Source organism: Flavobacterium sp. NPDC079362, assembly GCF_050267765.1.
Classification (GTDB): domain Bacteria; phylum Bacteroidota; class Bacteroidia; order Flavobacteriales; family Flavobacteriaceae; genus Flavobacterium; species Flavobacterium azizsancarii.
The window spans coordinates 135,566-155,605 of sequence record NZ_JBNNFM010000003.1; the positions used below are offsets into that span (position 1 = coordinate 135,566).

12 protein-coding genes are annotated in these 20,040 nt (G+C 35.3%); 8 read left to right on the forward strand and 4 right to left on the reverse strand.

Going from position 1 to position 20,040, the window contains the following annotated elements; all coding sequences use genetic code 11:
- Positions 1–171: 171 nt before the first annotated feature.
- Both nagB and ACQKCJ_RS04530 read right to left on the reverse strand, forming a co-directional pair.
- Positions 172–2,097 (reverse strand): glucosamine-6-phosphate deaminase, encoded by a 1,926-nt coding sequence (gene nagB / locus ACQKCJ_RS04525; protein WP_271334975.1) that lies wholly within the window; start codon positions 2,095–2,097, stop codon positions 172–174.
- A gap of 133 nt (positions 2,098–2,230) precedes the next feature.
- The gene (locus ACQKCJ_RS04530) at positions 2,231–2,980 is read right to left on the reverse strand and encodes a DeoR/GlpR family DNA-binding transcription regulator (protein WP_427401481.1); all 750 of its coding nucleotides are present in this window, start codon (positions 2,978–2,980) and stop codon (positions 2,231–2,233) included.
- A 248-nt stretch (positions 2,981–3,228) separates the two neighbouring features.
- On the opposite strand from ACQKCJ_RS04530, the gene ACQKCJ_RS04535 reads away from it, so the two are divergent.
- The 7 genes from ACQKCJ_RS04535 to ACQKCJ_RS04565 all read left to right on the forward strand — a co-directional run bounded on the left by ACQKCJ_RS04535 (position 3,229) and on the right by ACQKCJ_RS04565 (position 16,642).
- Complete coding sequence (locus ACQKCJ_RS04535; RefSeq protein WP_427401482.1) at positions 3,229–6,516, forward strand: SusC/RagA family TonB-linked outer membrane protein; 3,288 nt, start codon at positions 3,229–3,231, stop codon at positions 6,514–6,516.
- A 24-nt stretch (positions 6,517–6,540) separates the two neighbouring features.
- Complete coding sequence (locus ACQKCJ_RS04540) at positions 6,541–8,271, forward strand: RagB/SusD family nutrient uptake outer membrane protein (RefSeq protein WP_427401483.1); 1,731 nt, start codon at positions 6,541–6,543, stop codon at positions 8,269–8,271.
- A gap of 254 nt (positions 8,272–8,525) precedes the next feature.
- Complete coding sequence (locus tag ACQKCJ_RS04545) at positions 8,526–9,725, forward strand: exo-beta-N-acetylmuramidase NamZ family protein (RefSeq protein ID WP_271334979.1); 1,200 nt, start codon at positions 8,526–8,528, stop codon at positions 9,723–9,725.
- A 31-nt stretch (positions 9,726–9,756) separates the two neighbouring features.
- Entirely contained in the window at positions 9,757–10,584 is an 828-nt protein-coding gene (murQ, locus tag ACQKCJ_RS04550) for an N-acetylmuramic acid 6-phosphate etherase (RefSeq protein WP_271334980.1), read from the forward strand.
- Between the two features lie 149 nt (positions 10,585–10,733).
- Complete coding sequence (locus ACQKCJ_RS04555; RefSeq protein WP_427401484.1) at positions 10,734–12,239, forward strand: sodium:solute symporter; 1,506 nt, start codon at positions 10,734–10,736, stop codon at positions 12,237–12,239.
- A 75-nt stretch (positions 12,240–12,314) separates the two neighbouring features.
- Positions 12,315–15,308, forward strand: coding sequence for a glycoside hydrolase family 3 N-terminal domain-containing protein (locus ACQKCJ_RS04560; RefSeq protein WP_427401485.1), 2,994 nt, complete (start codon positions 12,315–12,317; stop codon positions 15,306–15,308).
- A gap of 62 nt (positions 15,309–15,370) precedes the next feature.
- Entirely contained in the window at positions 15,371–16,642 is a 1,272-nt protein-coding gene (locus ACQKCJ_RS04565) for an acyltransferase family protein (protein ID WP_271334983.1), read from the forward strand.
- Between the two features lie 842 nt (positions 16,643–17,484).
- On the opposite strand, the gene ACQKCJ_RS04570 is transcribed toward ACQKCJ_RS04565, so the two are convergent.
- Both ACQKCJ_RS04570 and ACQKCJ_RS04575 read right to left on the reverse strand, forming a co-directional pair.
- A complete protein-coding gene (locus ACQKCJ_RS04570; RefSeq protein WP_271334984.1) occupies positions 17,485–17,949 on the reverse strand; it encodes a GNAT family N-acetyltransferase in 465 nt (154 codons plus the stop codon).
- A gap of 41 nt (positions 17,950–17,990) precedes the next feature.
- Entirely contained in the window at positions 17,991–18,728 is a 738-nt protein-coding gene (locus ACQKCJ_RS04575) for a class I SAM-dependent methyltransferase (protein WP_427401486.1), read from the reverse strand.
- Between the two features lie 710 nt (positions 18,729–19,438).
- Between ACQKCJ_RS04575 and ACQKCJ_RS04580 the strand changes: the two genes are divergently transcribed.
- Entirely contained in the window at positions 19,439–20,029 is a 591-nt protein-coding gene (locus ACQKCJ_RS04580; protein WP_271334986.1) for a TetR/AcrR family transcriptional regulator, read from the forward strand.
- Positions 20,030–20,040: the final 11 nt, after the last annotated feature.

The window sequence follows — 20,040 nt, forward strand, 5'->3', positions numbered from 1 at the left end:
TGAATGCAAAAATTTTAACACATAGAAACATAGCTCACAAAACTTATTAAAAGGCGTTTCACTAAATTTGAATACACATAGTGTACTATGTGTAAAAATTATAATTTTCTTAGATCAACTTTTAGATTTTATGTTAATCTATGTTTCTATGTGTTTAAAAAAATTTACTTACTAATAATCAAAACGTTTAAACGCTTCGATCGCTTCGTATTCTGCCAATCCTAAATCATCGTATAAGATTGCTGTGTTTTTATTTCGGTCTTCGGCTCTAACCCAAAATTCTCTTGAGTCATTGCCCTGAAACATTACGCGGTCTTTTTGAGATTGATGATACAAAATGGCGTGACGTTTTAATAATACTTCTGATGGTGAAAGCGGAACAGCCATATCTATTTCGTGAATGTCCCATTCGTGCCATGCGCCACGGTACAACCACAACCAGCAATCGTCCATGTATTTTTCAGGTTTCAATTCTTTCATTGCTGCAAAAATCGCGTTCAGACAAACTTCATGAGTTCCGTGCGGATCTGCAAGATCTCCTGCTGCAAAAACCTGATGTGGTTTTATTTTGGCAATAATATCTTTTACAATTGCAATATCTTCAGGTCCTAATGGATTCTTTTTTACTTGTCCGGTTTCATAAAACGGAAGATCTAAAAAGTGTGTATTGACATCTTTTAAACCAATGTATCTTGTTGCCGCATACGATTCTCTTCTACGAATCAATCCTTTTAATTTTCGAACTTCCAGAGAATCAATTTGATTTTCGGATTTATTATTCAAAAACTCAATTATTGACTTAAAGTCTATTTCAGTATTAGTTTCGCCTACAAAATCGTTTGCAACCTCAGCAAATTTTAATGCTTCGTCATCTGTAACGGCTATATTTCCAGAGGTTTGATATACAACATGCACATCATGACCTTGTTTAATTAATTTCGAAAAAGTTCCTCCCATAGAAATCACATCATCATCAGGATGCGGGCTAAAAAGAATCACTCGTTTTTTTGCAGGATTGGCTCTTTCCGGACGATGAGAATCATCTGTATTGGGTTTTCCACCCGGCCATCCTGTAATAGTATGCTGCAATATGTTGAACATATTAATATTCAAATCATAAGCAGAACCTTCCTGCGCTAAAAGGTCTGACATACCATTATTATTGTAATCTCTGTCAGTTAATTTTAATATGGATTGTTTGGTTTCTTTGCAAAGCCAAACGATTGCTTTACTTTTTAATTCTTGTGTCCACGTACATTCGCCAACCAGCCAGGGCGTTTCGAATCGGGTTAATGCAGAGGCAGAAAACTGGTCTAATACAAAGGTCGCATTAGCATGATTTTGTAAAAAAGTAGCCGGAACTTCTGAAGATATATCACCCTGAATGGTTCTTTTGATGATATCGGCTTTGTTTTGTCCCCAAGCCATCAGGACAATTCTTTTAGATCTAAGAATTGTTGACACGCCCATGGTAATCGCTCTTTTAGGAACGTTGTCGATCCCATTAAAGTCTGATGACGCATCGACTCTGGTAATATGGTCTAAGGTTATAATTCTTGTTCCTGAATTGATGTGGGATCCCGGCTCGTTGAAACCTACGTGACCGGTACGACCAATTCCTAATAATTGAAAATCAAGTCCGCCAGCTTCTTTTATTTTTATTTCGTAATCTACACAATACTGGTTCAGTTCATCACTTGCAACTGTTCCATCCGGGATATTTACATTTTCCGGTTTGATATCAATATGATTAAACAGGTATTGATGCATAAAATAATGGTAGCTCTGGCGGTTCTCCTTGGTCATTGGATAATATTCATCCAGATTAAAAGAAACTACATTGCTAAAACTAAGGTTCTCTTCTTTATGCATGCGAACCAGTTCTTCATATACTTTTATCGGTGAAGAACCTGTTGCCAGACCAAGAACGCAAGATTCATTATTAGCTTGTTTTGAACGTATTAATTCGGCTATTTCCTGAGCGACAATTTTTGAAGCTTCCAGAGAACTCTCAAAAATCACATTATGATTTTTTTCAAATCTCGTTTCTTCAAATTTTCCTGGTATGTCGTATGCCAAAGAAGTATCGGTTTTCATAATATATCTCTTAGTTAAAATTAGTTTAACAAATATATACAAAAAACGAAGTCGATACATTATTTTGCACTATTTAACAAAAATAAAATTAAAAACAGCAAAATAATGCAGAAAATACTACCTAAACCTTAAACTACAAGACAAAAACGCCTGCTTTTCTATACTCTTCCAACCTTAAATCTTCCGGATCTAATTCGGTTACGATGGTATCCAACTGGCTAAGATCGCAAACACTGTGAGGCATTTTAGTATTTAATTTATTCGAAGAAAACATAGAGACTACCCTGTCTGAAGACTCTATCATTGCCTTTTTAACAATAGAGACTTCATAGCCAATCTCTGTCAGACCTTGTTTTATACTGATGCTGCTTGCTCCTAAAAAACAAATGTCAGCTTTAATCTTAGACAAAACCTGCATCACATCCATTCCTATTGTAACCATTGCCTTTTTCTGCATTTTTCCACCTATAAATATCAAATCGATATTGGGATGCTGGGACAATTGCATTGCTATTGGCAAACTATACGTATAAATTGTAGCTTTTAAGTCCGAAGGAATAAGCTTTGCAAAGACCAGATTGGTACTTCCTCCACTCATTATAATAACCTGTCCATCATGCAGTAAAGACAATGCTTTTTTAACGATTTTCTTCTTCTCCTCTTCAGCACTTATATTAATATTAAAGACATCAACAGATTTTTCGATAAATTGTATAGCACCTCCGTAAACTTTCTCAAGTAACTTTTTATCGTCTAATTCGTTCAAATCCCTTCTTATTGTGTCTTCGGATAAATCCAGAGCTAAAGCCAAATCTGTTGTAACAACCTTTTGTTCTTCAAGGAGTTTAGTCATTATAAATTTATGTCTTTCGGCTTTAAGCATTTGTTTTAGAAATTAAAAATTCAGAACAAATATATCAAATAATTCAATTCAAAATTGGAAGATCCATCAACAAATGCAACAGTTTGCACGCTTTAACACATACTTATTAACTTATTGAATCTTTATATTTAAAATTGCGTTATTTTGCATTATTTTAGTTAATTTTTCAAAATAAATTATCAATGTTGCATTTATATGCAATAAATAAATATATTTGCGCAACAACCATTAAAAAAAACCAAGTAATTATGAAAAAATTATTCCTTATTACATTGTTGGTTTTGTTCATTCAGACAACATTTGGGCAAACAAAAACAATTACCGGAACAGTAAAAAACAAGGCGGACGGGTTTCCTTTACCCGGCGTTAGTGTTCTCATTCAAGGAAGTACCAGCGGTACTACAACTGATTTTGACGGAAATTTCAGTCTCTCTGCAACTTCAGGACAAAGCCTTAGCTTTAGCTATATGGGTTTTGAGACTAAAATCGTAAAAATTGAGGCACAGCAAAAAATCAACGTTGATCTTTTAGAAAGCACTTCTAAGCTGGACGAAGTTGTGATTGTAGGTTTCTCTTCTCAGAAAAAAACGAATTTAACCGGTGCTGTTGCTTCAATCGATGTAGCTAAGACAATTGGCAGCCGACCTCTAACAGATGTGAGCAAAGCCTTGCAGGGAACTACACCCGGGGTAAATGTTAGTTTTAACTCAGGAAACATCAATCGTGTGGCTAAAATAAACATTCGTGGAGCCGGAACTATTAATGGTTCTGATGATCCTTTGATATTGGTTGACGGGGTTCCAACGGATTTATCTCTTATTAATCCAAATGATATTGCAACAATGACGGTTCTTAAAGATGCAGCTTCGGCTTCTATCTACGGTGCGCGTGCTGCTTTTGGGGTAGTATTGATTACAACTAAAGGAGGAAAAACAGGAGAAGGAAAAGTGAGATTTTCTTATTCTGCCAATACGGCTTTTGTTAATCCTATTTCTACTTTAAATTTCTTAGATCCAACAGAAGAAATTCCGGGACTAGTAGCTGCCGGAACACGTACTGATGGTGCTGTACCGGAGCTTTTTGGTGCAAACTACAATACTTTACTTGCCGGAATCAAAAACTGGAAAGAAAAATATGCAAACAATCGTACGAGCCGTGAGATGGTATATGGTGAAGATTGGGAAATAAAAAATGGTACACCTTATTTCTACAGGGTTTGGGATGCTAATAAAGAATTGTATGCCAGCAATGCTGTTCAGACTACTCACAATCTTTCGGCACAAGGTAACTTGGGAGAAAAAAGCTCTTTCTTTGCTTCATTTGCCCTTGCTAACCAAGATGGTATGTTAAGAGTGAATCAGGAACAAAGACAAAGAACCAATATCAATTTAGGATTCACTACAAAATTGGCTGACTGGCTTACGGGTGATTTCAAAGTAATGAATATCAACAGTAAATATGACCAGCCGTTTAACTACTATGGTGGTTCTGGTACTGATGATACAAGTTATGGAGGTTATTTTGGATATGCGCTTCGTTGGGGACAGTATTTTCCAAATTTCGGAACTTATAAAGGATATAATTTCCGTACTGCGGGAGGCTATTTATCGAATGCATCAAGAAATGAAAACGTGCAACGCAACAATAGGTTAAGTGCAAAATTTACAGCAGATATCACTAAAAATTTCAATGTGATAGCCGAAGTAAGTAACGTAACGAATACATACGACAGAAAACAAAATGGTGGTAAATTCTTAGCCTGGGACAGCTGGTCTGCCATGCCATATGATGCTACAACAATACAAACTGCTGTCCCTGCAACGCTGGAAGCCGGAAACGATTATGTAGCACAATCTAACTCAGAATCTGTTACCAATGTTGTAAACATTTACGGAAACTACAAAAAACAAATAAACAAGCATGGTTTCAAGGTTTTAGCAGGTTTTAACTCTGAGTGGCAGGATTTCTCCCGTAATTATGCAAGAAGAAACACGCTTTTAGATAAATCAAAACCGGAGTTTAATCTTGCTGTTGGGGAACAATTTGTATCGGGTTCTGCTAATAAAGATCTAAACCCAACAGAAACAACGTATTCGATTGCGGGTTTCTTTGGTCGTATCAACTATGATTATAATGGGATTTACTTATTAGAATTGAATGCACGTTATGATGGTTCTTCAAAATTCCCTACAAGCGAACAATGGGGATTCTTCCCTTCTGCTTCTGTAGGATATAAAATTGTGAATGAGAAATTCATGGAAAGTACACGTGGCTGGTTGAACGACCTTAAAATACGTGGTTCTATTGGTGCAATTGGAAATCAAAACGTAGGAAACAATGCTTTCTTATCAATCATGAATTCTACTAATCCTTCATGGGTAAACAGCGGTTCTACATTGCCTCCGTCTACAGGTTTACCAACCAATGTTGACCCTTCTTTGACCTGGGAAAAAGTATATACAAAAGATGTGGGTATTGACGTAAGAATTTTTGATATGCTTGGTGCTTCGTTTGACTGGTACCAACGCGACACTAAAGGAATGCTGGCTCCTGGTATCACACTTCCGGGCTCATTTGGACAAAATGCTGCTCAGACTAACTCAGGAAACATGAGAACAAGAGGATGGGAACTGTCTTTGAACTTTAATAAAAATCTTAGCGAAACTGCTTCTGTATTTGTTGATGTGGCTTTGTCAGATTTTAAATCTGTAATTACAAAATGGAACAATACTTCTAAATTATTAGGTATAGTTACTCCTACTACATATCCTTATTATGATGGTTACGAAATTGGTCAGATCTGGGGTTTAACCAGTGACAGGCTTCTTCAGGCTGACGATGTTATTACTAATAATGGTAAAACAGTAAATGGTGTTGATTACTCTAAAACAATGGTGGGCAGCTTTAAATACGGAGCCGGAGATGTACATTATGTAGATAAGGACGGAGACGGTGTTATATCCCGTGGAGCAGGAACAGCAGACGATCATGGGGATTTAAGCAAAATTGGTAATACAACACCGCGTTACAAATATGGTATAACAGTAGGTGGAAAATTCCGCGGATTTGATGTTTCAGGTTTCTTTCAGGGAGTTGGAAAACGTGATTACTGGGCTGCTTCTGATGCTGTTTTGCCTTTCTATCGTGCACCTCAGCAAATGTATGCCAGCCAGGCTGATTACTGGACACCGGAAAATACCGGGGCTTATTTTCCAAACCCATATTACGGAAATGAAGCTAATACACTTGGTGCAGGTACGACAGGTTCAAACAACTTTGTTACATCAACAAGATATTTATTAGACATGTCTTATTTCCGTCTAAAAAATGTTACTCTTGGATATTCACTGTCAAAAGATTTAGTAAAAAGAGCGCGCTTAGAAAAAGTAAGGATTTATGCATCAGGAGAAAACTTAGTGACCTGGGCAGACAAACGTCTTCCTGTTGACCCTGAAATTGATGAAACTGAAGTTTTCTGGGGAAGAGCTTATCCGTATACCAAAACAATCTCTTTTGGTGTTGAGCTTTCTTTCTAATACTAACAATTCAAAACTTTTAAAATGAAAAAATCAAATATAAAATCAAGATTTCTGTTTCTATTTGCTGCTGTAGCATCAATGACCGCAGTTAGTTGTTCTGATTATCTAACAGATGATCCTGCAGATAAATTTACAAACGATAACTTCTGGCAATCAGAAGATAATGTAAAAACATTTTCATGGCTTAATTACGATACCTTTTATGGTTACGGAAATGGTACAACAATAGGGCTTTCGTCCTTTTATTATCATGGAAGTGATTATAAAGTAGATGATAACTTATCAGCATTTACTTTTTATCAAATGCCGGTTACGGCAGCGACTACTAATGTTTATTCCTGGAATGAGTATTATACGCTTATTCGACGTTGTAATCTGATGTTGGAAAAAATACCAACTGTGAGCATGTCTGCAGAAAAAAAGAACCATTATATTGGAGTAGCTAAATTCTTTAGAGCTTATACATACTTTCGTTTAGTGCAAAAAATGGGAGATGTTCCTTATATTGATAAATATTTAATTCAGGGAGATCCTGCAGTTTATGCGCCGGCAATGCCAAGAGCAGAAATTATGGATAAAGTAATTGCTGATTTAGAAGAAGCTGCAAACTTAATGCTTGTTGCAGATGACAAAAATGCTACCGTAAATAAATACACGGCTTATGCAGCTTTAAGCAATGCCTGCCTTTATGAAGGAACCTACAGAAAATATCATTTAGCTCAGGATGGCAGCACTTATTTTAATAAAGCTAAAGTGGCTTCATTAGCGATAATGAACAATCCGGCTTATAAATTAAATGCTGATTGGAAATCGCTTTACAATTCTGTTGAATTACTTGGTAATACAGAAGTGATCCTTACAAAACGTTATTTAACAAACGTATTGATGCACTCTCTACAAAACTACACCAATACCTCAACCATTCAATACGGACTTACAAAATGGGCTGCTGACAGTTATGTAACCACAAACGGATTACCTATTCAACAAGCAGGAAATGCTCAATATACCGGCGATGATAATGTTACTAAAACTTTTGCTAACAGAGATCCGCGTTTTGGTAAAACTGTAAATCCTGCTAACTACGGTTATAAAGGAAAATCTTTTGGTACTGCGGCATTGGTTTCTATGTCTGGATATGTATTCGAATTATACAACAATCCTGCAACAACAGGTCCGGATGTTACAACCGGAGGACGTAATTATACTGATGCGCCGTTATTTACACTAAGTGAAGTATATCTAAACTATGCCGAAGCTGCTGCTGAATTGGGTAATGCTTCTAATAATGATCTTGACATCTCGATCAACAAAGTACGTGCTCGTGCCGGAATTGCACCTTTGACTACTGACGGAACTAATGCTTCTGCGGGTGGTGTACTAATTAATGACCCTAGAAGAACAGCTGCATTAGAACAAATTTCTGGTGTTGTAAATCCTTTAATCTGGGAAGTACGTCGTGAACGTCAGATCGAATTTATGAGCTGGACGACTTTAAGACAAGCCGATATTTACCGTTGGAAAAAAGGAGATTATTTAGATACTTCAAAAAATCCGGATGTAAATCTTGGTGCCAGAATTGGAACTCCTGTTGGAACACAAACGCAGGTAGATGCTAACGGATATGTAAAAATTTATCCAACAAGCACCAGAGCCTTTGAGGCAAAACATTATTTAATGAATATCCCAACAAATGATATTGATTTGTATAAAGCTCAGGGCGTAGCATTAAAACAAAACCCAGGCTGGTAATCCCTAAAATTTAATTACTATAAAACTATCTCCGGACATCAAAAATCCGGAGGTAGTCTTTTAAAATATTCTTTTTTACTTATTCTAAAAAGGCAGACAAGAAAACGTGACAAAATAAAAACTTCCGGTCTGAAAAACCCAGATCAAATATTCCATACTTTACATCAACAATCAAAAAATAGCAATAGTAATCAAATAATACTTTAATTTTATTTAGTCAATTTTTGCCTTCTAACTATTAACAGTACTTTAAAATGATAAAATTTATAACAAAAAGTGTTTTTATTGCCAGCTCTTTATTTTACACTGCATCTTATTCAAACTCCACTTCAACTCTCGTAAAAAATAACAGTCAGGAAATTACAAACCCTGTTATAAAAACCGGAGCTGATAATTACGAAAAATACTTACCGCTTTTAAAAAATAAAAAAGTAGGGATCGTAACGAATCAAACCGGAATTCTGACGGACAAAACTCATGTGGTAGATTTTTTACTGGAGAAAAAAATTGCAGTACAGACTATTTTTGCCCCGGAACACGGATTTAGAGGAACTGCAGATGCTGGCGAACATGTAGTTGACGGAAAAGATCAAAAAACAGGATTACCAATTATCTCTCTTTATGGAGATAATAAAAAACCAAAACCAGCACAATTAGCAGGGATTGATGTCATGATTTTTGATCTGCAGGATGTTGGTGCACGATTCTATACTTACATTTCTTCCTTGCATTATGTTATGGAAGCCTGTGCAGAAAACGGGGTTCCGCTTATTATTTTCGACAGGCCAAATCCTAATGGCCGTATTGTAGACGGACCGCTTCTAGAAAAAGAATATACCAGTTTTGTTGGCATGCATCCAATCCCGTTGCTTCACGGAATGACAATTGGTGAATATGCACAAATGATCAATGGACAAAAATGGCTTAAAAATGCAGTACAATGCAAGCTAACCGTTATTCCTTGTGTTGATTATAAAAGAACAATGGATTATAGTTTACTGGCAAAACCATCTCCTAATTTACCCAATGACCAATCGATAAATTTATACGCCAGTTTGTGCCTTTTTGAAGGAACGAATGTAAGCATGGGACGAGGAACGGAGAAGCAATTTCAAATTTATGGTTCGCCTTATTTAGCAAAAACTAATTTTAGTTTTACTCCCAAACCTAATTTTGGTGCCAAAGATCCGCTTTATAATGGCAAAGAATGTTTTGGCGAGGATTTGACCGCTTATCCTAAACTCAATCAATTAGAATTAAAATGGCTTATAAAAGCTTATCAGAATACCAGTGACAAAACAAAATTCTTCAATCCGTTTTTTACCAAACTCGCAGGAACTAAAAAACTGCAGGAACAAATTGAAAGCGGAATCTCTGAAGATAAAATAAGACAGAGCTGGCAGAAGGATTTAGAAGCCTTCAAAAAAATGCGCACAAAATATCTACTCTATTAAAAATCAAAAAAAAGTCAAAAAAAATAAAAAAATGTCACAAATAAATCCAGACACAGAACGTGAATCTCTTTATTCTAACTTAGATAAAATGAGCACTAACGAGTTACTTTCGAACATAAATAATGAAGATAAAAAGGTAGCCGCTATCGTTGAAAAACAAATTCCAAATATTGAAAAATTAGTAGATGTAATTGTTACGAAAATGAAACTTGGCGGAAGGCTTTTTTATATAGGAGCCGGAACATCAGGAAGAATTGGCGTGCTTGACGCCTCAGAATGTCCTCCTACTTTTGGAGTGCCTGACAGCTGGATTATTGGTATTATAGCCGGTGGTGACTCAGCCATTAGAAAAGCGGTAGAAAATGCCGAAGATGATATCGACCAGGCATGGAGAGATTTATCAGCGTACGAAATCACGAATTTAGATGTTGTTATAGGAATAGCTGCTTCAGGAAATACGCCATATGTGATTGGCGGACTAAAAAAGGCAAGGGAAAATAATATCGTAACTGGCAGTATTTCCTGCAATAGCGAAAGTTTGATTTCTAAAGAAGCTGATTATCCTATCGAATTGATTGTAGGCCCGGAATTCCTAACCGGAAGTACGAGAATGAAGGCCGGTACATCCCAGAAATTAGTCCTGAACATGATCTCGACATCTGTTATGATCAAACTAGGGAGAATCTACGGTAACAAAATGATCGACATGCAATTGTCTAATAAAAAACTAGTACAAAGGGCTGTTGAAATGATTATCGAAGAACTTCAGATTGATGAAGAATTGGCTTCTGTTTTATTGAAAAAACACAAAAGCGTAAGAGCAGTTTTACTCGCTCAAAATAAAAATTTGGAAGTTTAATCACGAAATCATTTAGAATCTTTTCTAAATTTATACGAATTAAATCCTTAATCTATAACTTTCGGGATTCAATAGAAACCTGGCAGGTTTAAAAAAGCTGCCAGGTTTTTATTAAAAGAATAAAAAAACAAAACCACTAAAGCTATAAAATGACACCAAGCACTATACTTCTTCTTATTATCATTTATTTTGGAATATTGTTTTATATCTCACACCGAGTGAGCCGAAAAGATGATGGTAATGATGCCTTTTTTACAGCCAATAAAAACTCAAAGTGGTATTTAGTTGCTTTTGGGATGATAGGAACGGCACTTTCCGGAGTTACTTTTATATCTGTGCCGGGAGAAGTAGGCGCACCTAGTGGTGAACAATTCAAATATTTTCAGTTTGTTCTGGGCAATGCCCTTGGATTTATAGTCATTACAAAATTATTACTGCCCTTGTATTACCGTATGAATTTAACTTCGATTTACGGATACATAGAACAGCGAATGGGTTTTTACAGCTACAAAACTGCCGCTACTATTTTCCTGATCAGCAGAACAATAAGCTCAGCGTTCCGACTTTATCTGGTGGTAATTGTTTTGCAGCGTTTTGTATTTGATTTTTATCATATTCCGTTTGCATTTACCGTATTAATCTCCTTGCTTCTTATTTTTTCTTATACGTACAGGGGCGGATTAAAAACCATTATTATCACAGATACTTTACAGACTTTTTTCCTGGTAACTTCTGTTTTCCTTACGATCTATTTTATTTGCGACCGCATGGATTTAAGTGCGATTGGCGCTTTTGAAGAAGTAAAAAACAGCAACTACTCGAAAATCTTTTTCTTTGATGATTTTCTGGGAAGCAAATTTCATTTTGTAAAACAAATATTGGGCGGAATGTTTGTAACAATTGCCATGACTGGACTGGATCAGGATTTAATGCAAAAAAACCTTAGCTGCAAAAACATTGGCGAAGCACAAAAAAATATGTTCACCTTTACGGGTATTTTTGTGATCATTAATATCTTTTTTTTGAGTGTTGGCGCACTTTTATACATTTATGCTAATAAAAATGGAATTGCAATTCCAACTGATTTAATTACAGGTAAACCAAGAACTGATTTACTTTTTCCTGAAATTGCTCTGAATCATCTGGCGACAATTCCGGCAATTGTATTTTTATTAGGGATTATTGCGGCAACTTTTGCTACAACTGACTCTGCACTTACAGCACTTACTACTTCTTTTTGTGTTGATTTCTTAGGCATGGACAAAGCGGAAAATAATAAGAAAAATACCGTTCGTACACGACATTTGGTTCATATAAGTTTCTCAGTATTGATTTTCTTTGTCATCCTGATTTTCAATTCGATCAATAACAGTTCTGTGGTAGGTATGATTTTTAGGGTTGCATCTTATACATATGGCCCGTTATTAGGTTTATATGCTTTTGGACTTTTTCAGAAATCAAGAAATGTACATGATAAATGGGTTCCCATAATTTGCTTATTATCCCCTTTGTTTACATTTTTAATCAATGAAAATTCAAAATTATTATTCTCCGGATATGTCTTCGATAATGAATTGATCGTACTTAACGGATTAATAACTTATTTAGGATTGTACCTGACGAGTTCACGCAGCAGTAAAAAAATATCTTTTTAAACATTTAAAAAAGTATATTTAATTCACTAAAAAAAAGAGGCAAATTAAAATCAATTTCCTCCAAAAAATCACCGTATGAAAAATCACTTCATAAAAATAAGTCTATACGCCTCACTCCTGTTTTTGATTACCAATTGTGCTACCAAAAAAAACACCACTGTTCCTGATGTTAAAAAAGACATCCTTCTACAAGATACTGTTGTTTACGTTCCTAAAAATAAATCAGAGAAAAAAACATTTTTCAAAGATTCTGATAAAGAAACCACCTGGGTTGACAGCATTTACAGTAAAATGTCTGTGCAGGAAAAAATTGGTCAGTTGTTCATGATCTCGGCCTATTCTAATAAAGATTCCCTGCATACAATTGAAATCAATAAGTTTGTTCAGGATTATAAAGTGGGCGGAGTAATTTTTTTTCAGGGTGGTCCGGTTCGTCAGGCAAGATTAACCAACCTGTATCAGTCGAAAGCAAAAGTCCCTCTATTTATAGGAATTGACGGTGAATGGGGATTGGGTATGCGTTTAGATTCGACTTATATTTATCCGTGGAATATGACTTTAGGTGCTATCCAGGATTTAAGTTTAATTGAAAATGTGGGAAGAAACATGGCCAATGAAGACAAACGAATCGGAATTCATTTCAACTTTGCCCCCGTTCTTGACATCAATACCAATCCTAAAAATCCTATTATTGGCAACCGTTCATTTGGCGAAGACAAAGTCAATGTCAGCAACAGAGCCATTGCCTTAATGAAAGGCGTGCAAAGTCAGGGGGTTTTTAGTACCGGAAAACATTTTCCCGGACATGGTGATACAGCAACAGATTCGCATAAAGCATTGCCTTTGATTACTTTTTCGAAAGAACGTCTTGAAATGGTCGAATTGTATCCGTACAAACAAATCTTCGATGAAGGTTTGGTATCTGTTATGGTTGCCCATCTTAATATTCCAAGCTTAGAACCCTTGCCCAATTATCCTTCTTCGGCTTCGTATAATGTTGTAACCAACCTGCTTCAAAAAGAATTAGGCTTTGAAGGGTTAATCTTTACAGATGGTCTTGCCATGAAAGGCGCCAGTAATTTTAAAGGTCCCGGAGATTTAGAAATCGCTGTAATTCTTGCCGGAAATGATATTTTGCTTTGTTCTGAAAATATCCCCGTAGCTTTCCAGAAACTGGAAGCTGCTTATAATGAAAACATCATTACTGAGGAACGTCTGGCACATTCCGTAAAAAAGATATTGCATTTTAAATTCAAAGCGGGATTAAACAAGTACAAACCCATTGCCATCAGCAATATTTATAATGACCTCAACCCACCGCAAAATGATGCTTTGCACTATAAGTTATATGAAAATGCAATTACTGTTCTAAAAAATGAAAAGGAACTACTGCCTGTCAAAAACTTAGACCAGAAAATTGCCTATGTAAAAATGGGAGAAGATGTAAACAGCACGTTTGTCACCACTCTAAAAAAATATACTGAAGTTACCGAAGTTTCAAACGCCAATATCGAAAGCCTTAATGACGAATTAAAAAAATACGATTTAGTCATCATAGGTTTCCACAAACTAAACAAACCGTGGGAAAAGCAAAATTTTACAGACGCTGAATTGATTCGTTTACAAGAAATTGCAAAACACAATAAAGTAATTCTCGATATTTTCACAAAGCCTTATTCCCTATTGCCAATTACAGATTTTGATGATATCGAAGGATTGGTAGTTTCGTACCAAAACTCGAATATCAGTCAGGTTGTTTCTGCCGAATTATTATTTGGAGCCATCCCGGCAAAAGGAAAATTACCGGTATCTATTAATAATTCCTTTCACGTAAATGATGGGTTATCAACAGAAAAATTAAACCGTCTTGCTTTTACTGCACCTGAAAATGTGGATATGAACCCAATGATTTTATCTAAAATTGATGCTATTGCCCAGAAAGCAATCGATGGCAAAATGGCTCCGGGAATGCAGGTACTTGTTGCCCGAAAAGGAAGCGTTATTTTCCAGAAATCCTATGGCAGCCAAACCTATGATAATACAAGGAAGGTGACTAACTCAGATTTATATGATGTTGCTTCGATTTCGAAAATGATTTCGACATTGCCTAACGTGATGCAATTATATGATAAAAACAAGGTAGAGCTGGACACAAAACTAAAAGACATGGTACCGCTTTTTGCTAAAACAAATAAAGCCGAAATCAGTTTCAAGGATTTACTCACCCATTATGCCGGACTTCAGGCTTGGATTCCGTTTTACAAAGCAACTCTTGACCATGAAGGAAAACCTTCTATAAAATATTACCGCAGCACAGCCGAATCTGACTTTTCTACTAAAGTTGCAGATGGTCTATATATTAGAAATGACTATCACGATACCATTATGAAAATCATTGCTGATAGTCCGTTATCCCTTAAAAAAGAATACAGATATAGTGATTTTACTTTTATCATCTTAAAAGAATATTTAGAAAAAAAGACGCATAAAAAATTAGAAGACCTGAGCCAGCAAAACTTTTACAGTACACTTGGGATGAATAATACGCTTTACAATCCGTTAGACAAATTTGAGAGAAGCAACATTGCTCCTACAGAAATCGACAACTATTTCAGACATCAGGTAATTCAGGGATATGTTCACGATATGGCAGCAGCAATGGAAGGCGGAGTTGCCGGTCACGCAGGGATTTTCTCTAATGCTATGGATGTTGCCAAAATGATGCAAATGTATTTACAAAAAGGAAATTACGGCAATAAACAATATTTCTCTGAACAGACCTTCAATGCTTTCAACACTTGTTATTATGCTGATAAAGGTGTTCAAAGAGGTTTAGGTTTTGATAAACGAACAGGTAAAGACGGCCCAACTTGTGCTTGCGTTTCTCCATCCAGTTTTGGTCACACCGGATTTACAGGAGATATAGCCTGGGTTGATCCTGAAACGGAAATTGTTTATGTCTTTTTATCCAATAGAACCTATCCGGGAAATAGTGATGACAATAAATTGGCAAAAGGAAAAATCCGCGAAGATATTCAGCAAATAATTCAGGATGCCATTATAAAATAAACCATACAAAAAGAAAACAGTTTTCTCTTTTTAAATAATTAACAAAACCAAAAAACAAACCAATGACAAAAGAACGTTTAATCTCGCTGGATGTATTTAGGGGATTCACCATTTTATTGATGACCATTGTCAACAATCCGGGAAGCTGGGCCTCTATTTATCCGCCTTTAGAACACGCAGAATGGCATGGCTGTACGCCTACCGATTTAGTTTTTCCTTTTTTTGTTTTTATAATGGGAACTGCAATCCCTTTTGCGATGCCAACAAAACATTTTGACTCTGGCGTTTTTAATAAAATTGTTGTGCGTTCTTTACGAATTTTCTGCCTGGGATTCTTTTTAGCTTTTTTTGGCCGATTCGAATTATTTGGTTTGGAAGGAATCCCTTTATTGATCGTTAGATTAATAATCACTTTTGCGGTAGCCTATGCTCTTTTAGGAAACTTTACTCTAAAAATTAAAACCTATCTCGTTTTCGCAATCTTCGCAATACTCTTATTTCTGGCCTACAGTAAAATCGAAGCCTATGAAGATGTAAGAATACCGGGAGTTTTGCAACGAATAGGAATCGTGTATTTCTTTGCGTCTCTTTTATATCTTAAAACAAACCTGAAAACGCAGCTTATCGTTGTAGCTTCTATTTTAGTACTCTACTGGGTTCTGATGGCTTTTGTTCCTGTTCCGGGATTTGGTCCTGCTAATTTTGAAAAAGGAACTAATCTCGCTGCCTGGTTAGACAATGTACTTTTAAACGGACATTTATGGGGCGTTTCTAAAACCTGGGATCCCGAAGGAATTCTAAGCACTTTGCCGGCTATAGGAACCGGAATTCTGGGAATGTTTATTGGGCAAATACTAAACTTGCACATTAATAAGATCGAAATCGTAAAGAAATTAGCCATTACAGGAATTGCCTTAGTGATTACGGGTTTACTCTGGAACATCATATTCCCTATAAACAAATCGCTCTGGACAAGTTCTTATGTCTTGTACACGGCCGGAATTGCAACAATATGTTTAACAATACTGTATTACATAATAGACATCGCCAACTATAAAAAATGGACGAAACTGTTTTTGATCTGGGGCGTAAATCCTATGATTGTATTTTTCTTTTCGGGAATAATACCAAGGGTTATGAGTTATATTAAGGTTCAAAGCCCGGAAATAGCAACAGAACAAATCAATGTTCAAACCTTGATTTACAAATACGGAATTGCAACGTGTTTTGAAAATCCATTGAATGCATCTGTAGCTTATGCAATATCCTATGCGATATTTTGGTCTTGTATATTATGGGTATTTTATAAAAAGAAAATGATCTTTAAAGTATAGAACAGTAAGATTTTTGTTTTGCCACAACCCGAGCAACAGCGAACAGGCGAAGCAAATCACACAAGAAACTCCATAAAATAATGTCGTCGATCTTCTAGAGCTGCGCGTGTGATTAGAGCGCCACAACCGAACCCAGCGGGGGTGAAATATTTATCCATCAACTAAAAATCTATATATCGCTCCGATGGAGCTCTGATTGTACGCATTCCTATCATGCTACAAATAAATCGCTCCGATGGAGCTTTGATCTTAAGAATTTAAAAAACATATTTCTAATAAAAAATGGAATAATACCTCTTCTAGTATATTACCATTTTGAATATTTTGAGTCCCAGAGGGACGATATATTTATAGAAAATTATAGAGCGACCCAACAGAACCCCAGCGGGGTGATATATATAACCGTCAACTAAAAATCTATATGTCGCTCCGATGGAGCTCTGATTGCATGCATTCCTAACATGCTATAAATATATCGCTCCGATGGAGCTTTCATTGTAAGATCAAAACTAAATTTGCTACAAATAAATCGCTCCCATGGAGCTTTGATCTTAAGAATTTAAAAAACATATTTCTAATAAAAAATGGAATAATACCTCTTCTAGTATATTACCATTTTGAATATTTTGAGTCCCAGAGGACGATATATTTATAGAAAATTATAGAGCGACCCAACAGAACCCCAGCGGGGTGATATATTTATCCATCAACTAAAAATCTATATATCGCTCCGATGGAGCTTTTACCTGAAGAATCAAAATAAATTTGATGAAATTATTTTAAAACCAAAAAGCCACTTCATAATGAAACGGCTTTTTGGTTGTTTGATTTCGGCTAAATAATTAACCAATATCACAACGCATAGTCGTAATGAGTTTTTTGAAACCTGCCTTTTCATATGCCTTAACTGCGGCTTCATTATCGTGATATACTTCGAGTCTGACCTCAGTGATTCCTTGCGATAAAACCCATTTTTTGAGATCGTTAAGCAAGAGATTACTAATTCCTTTTCCTCTAAATTCCGGGCTTACAAACATAAAACCCAGATAACCAAATAATTCATGTTTTTCGTATGCTTTCGCAGAGCGTATTTGAGCGTATCCGCAACCAATAATCTGATTATCATTATCCGCAACCAGAACTTCTGTTGCTTTATCTAATATCAGATCCTGTATATCATAGTAAAATATTTGTCCTTCTTTTAGTGTCGAATCAAATGGACGTTCAGCATCAACAAGACTTTGCAAAAATTCGGCTAATTGTGGCAAATCGGTATTTGTGGCGCGCCTGATAATGGTGTTATTCATAGTATATCTATCTTTTTAATATATAGAGCATTTTATTAAAATCAATCCTTTTTTACAGCAGTAACCATCATAAAAATTGGTCTTCTTAACTCGTCTTTCATTTCCGGATATTTTTCAATAATCTCATCTGATGGTTTTGGTTCTGACAATTCCCGAATACTAAAATTAGCGTTGATTAAAGTATTTATGATACTTGCCATCGTTCGGTGATACTTGATTACCTGATGGCCTAAGAAATTCGTTTCTCTTATTCCCTCGTCCTGATAATTATCTATTGGCCAATGCAGCCTTTTGCCTTTTTCGTCCTTAAACCAGTCTTGTTCCGGTCTTGAAGTAAAAACAGGATGTTCTATTGAGAAAACAAAACTTCCTCCTTTTTTTAAGCATTGATTAATTTTGCGAAAAACAATATTCAAATCTTCTATGTAATGAAAAGTAAGTGAACTAAATACGATATCAAACTGCTCATTTTCAAACTCAATATCTTCAACTGGCATCTGATGGTATTCAATCGATAAATGTTTTGAGATTTCTTTTGCCTTATCAATCATCTTTTTTGACAAGTCAATTCCAATTACATTTTCGGCTCCCTGTTCCTTTGCATAAATACAATGCCAACCGTAACCACAACCCAGATCCAGAACATTTTTTTCCTGAAGATCTGGTAGCATTTTTTTTAAAACATGCCATTCTCCTGCTGAATTCAATCCGTCGACCGAACGGGGCATTTTGGCGTAATTTTCAAAAAAGTCTATATCGTCGTAAATATTTTGTTTCATTTCCTTATTTCTTATTCTTTAAACATATTCCCTTTGCTGAAGGGGTTTGATTTTTCATACAGCTACTTTACCGTAATAAAAATCCTAATAGTCCAAATATATAAAAAGTCATTTAAATCGATTCTATATTCTTTGCCTAAGTACTGTATTAAAACCTCCCGATTACATTCATCCCAAAACTTACAGATTTTTGTGATAATTTTTTTAATCTATTACCTAAATTTTTCTCGTCAACATTAAAAAAAAACGCATAAAATAATATATAATAATTTTATATATTCGTTAAAAAAAAGCTTTATCGCTGATACAGAGAAGTTAGAAAATAACAACTTCGTTTTTTCTGCAATTGTAATACATAATAATTGATATACTTATAAAAACTATGGAAAATAAAAAAGCACCTGTATTTACCTTTAGTATTCTAGCAATCATTTTAGGGGTAACATTGTACAAGCAATTCGACTTTAAAAATCTAACTTTTGAGAAACCGGCACTAGCAGTCGTCTATATAATTGTGTTTCTATTCTACGTTTTCGTTCTAATAAAGAACTTCACTAAACGATCTGAAAAATAAAAACCATTACTATCTTCTCAAAGTAAACCAAATCGATATTTTGTGTTGTCTTCATAAAACGAACCTCAGCTTAAATATTTTTTTTGCAGATTTAAATATTCTTCATACATTTGCAGACCAAACGGTCATGTTTAACATGAAAGACACAAAACAATATATTCTCGAGACGGCCTTTAATTTGTTTTTACAAAAGACATTTAAAGAAGTTACTATGAAAGAGATTGTAGAAGCAACAGCTTTATCAAAAGGTGCTTTCTATCATTATTTTTCGAGTAAAGAACAGCTATTTCGAGAGATTGTTGAAACGTATTACCTGACACAAATGTTAGATGGATATGAGCAATTTGATCAGAGTTCCTTAAAGGCTTTTTACAACGATTATCTGAACCACGCAGATAAAAAAGAAAATGCACGAAAAGAGGATAGCAATGTGAACAATTTTAGTTTGGTTTTTGAAGCAACAAGACTCTTTCCGGAAACAAAAGCAAAGTTTGCAGAAAACGACAGAATCGAAACAAAAATATGGTCGACAGTAATAGCCAATGCAAAAAAAAGCAAGGAAATTAAGTCTGAAATGAGCGATGAAGATATCGCAAAAATTTTTCTGTTTTCAGTCGATGCAACCAGCCTACGTTTGTTAATGCTTGAAGAAAATAACAATAGAAAAACGGTTAAAAAACAACTTAGTAGCTTTTGGAATAGTTTTTATAACCAAATAAAAATTTGATTTTTTAAGCA

What these genes read in the sequence shown, in the direction of transcription:
- nagB (WP_271334975.1), bottom strand. Translation starts at nt 2,097, where the DNA reads ATGAAAACCGATACTTCTTTGGCATACGACATACCAGGAAAATTTGAA.
- ACQKCJ_RS04530 (WP_427401481.1), bottom strand. Translation starts at nt 2,980, where the DNA reads ATGCTTAAAGCCGAAAGACATAAATTTATAATGACTAAACTCCTTGAA.
- ACQKCJ_RS04535 (WP_427401482.1), top strand. Translation starts at nt 3,229, where the DNA reads ATGAAAAAATTATTCCTTATTACATTGTTGGTTTTGTTCATTCAGACA.
- ACQKCJ_RS04540 (WP_427401483.1), top strand. Translation starts at nt 6,541, where the DNA reads ATGAAAAAATCAAATATAAAATCAAGATTTCTGTTTCTATTTGCTGCT.
- ACQKCJ_RS04545 (WP_271334979.1), top strand. Translation starts at nt 8,526, where the DNA reads ATGATAAAATTTATAACAAAAAGTGTTTTTATTGCCAGCTCTTTATTT.
- murQ (WP_271334980.1), top strand. Translation starts at nt 9,757, where the DNA reads ATGTCACAAATAAATCCAGACACAGAACGTGAATCTCTTTATTCTAAC.
- ACQKCJ_RS04555 (WP_427401484.1), top strand. Translation starts at nt 10,734, where the DNA reads ATGACACCAAGCACTATACTTCTTCTTATTATCATTTATTTTGGAATA.
- ACQKCJ_RS04560 (WP_427401485.1), top strand. Translation starts at nt 12,315, where the DNA reads ATGAAAAATCACTTCATAAAAATAAGTCTATACGCCTCACTCCTGTTT.
- ACQKCJ_RS04565 (WP_271334983.1), top strand. Translation starts at nt 15,371, where the DNA reads ATGACAAAAGAACGTTTAATCTCGCTGGATGTATTTAGGGGATTCACC.
- ACQKCJ_RS04570 (WP_271334984.1), bottom strand. Translation starts at nt 17,949, where the DNA reads ATGAATAACACCATTATCAGGCGCGCCACAAATACCGATTTGCCACAA.
- ACQKCJ_RS04575 (WP_427401486.1), bottom strand. Translation starts at nt 18,728, where the DNA reads ATGAAACAAAATATTTACGACGATATAGACTTTTTTGAAAATTACGCC.
- ACQKCJ_RS04580 (WP_271334986.1), top strand. Translation starts at nt 19,439, where the DNA reads ATGAAAGACACAAAACAATATATTCTCGAGACGGCCTTTAATTTGTTT.